The organism is Paenibacillus apis, from assembly GCF_018333295.1.
Taxonomy (GTDB): Bacteria; Bacillota; Bacilli; order Paenibacillales; family Paenibacillaceae; genus Fontibacillus; species Fontibacillus antibioticophila.
The window spans coordinates 1-292 of the sequence record NZ_BORS01000068.1 but is presented as its reverse complement, the minus strand read 5'-3'; the positions used below and the strand labels follow the sequence as shown (position 1 = coordinate 292).

The following is a 292-nucleotide window of genomic DNA, read 5'->3' as shown; positions in this document are numbered from 1 at the left end:
TGACACAAGTTCAGCTAAAAGGAATGTTCTAATTCGCAGATTCTTCGTTTCGTTATCCAGTTTTCAAGGATCAAGGTAATCTTATGGTGGAGCCAAGCGGGATCGAACCGCTGACCTCCTGCTTGCAAGGCAGGCGCTCTCCCAGCTGAGCTATGGCCCCAAATAAATCCCACAATTATTGATTATGGGTTAGATGGTGGGCCCTAGTGGACTCGAACCACCGACCTCACCCTTATCAGGGGTGCGCTCTAACCAACTGAGCTAAGGGCCCATAATCGGGATATTTAATTGC

The 292-nt window shown here is 48.6% G+C and carries 2 tRNA genes; both read right to left on the bottom strand.

What is annotated here, in order from left to right:
* Positions 1-84: 84 nt before the first annotated feature.
* Positions 85-160: transfer RNA gene (locus tag KI362_RS25350), tRNA-Ala, on the bottom strand.
* A gap of 34 nt (positions 161-194) precedes the next feature.
* A tRNA-Ile gene (locus KI362_RS25345) sits at positions 195-271 on the bottom strand.
* Positions 272-292: the final 21 nt, after the last annotated feature.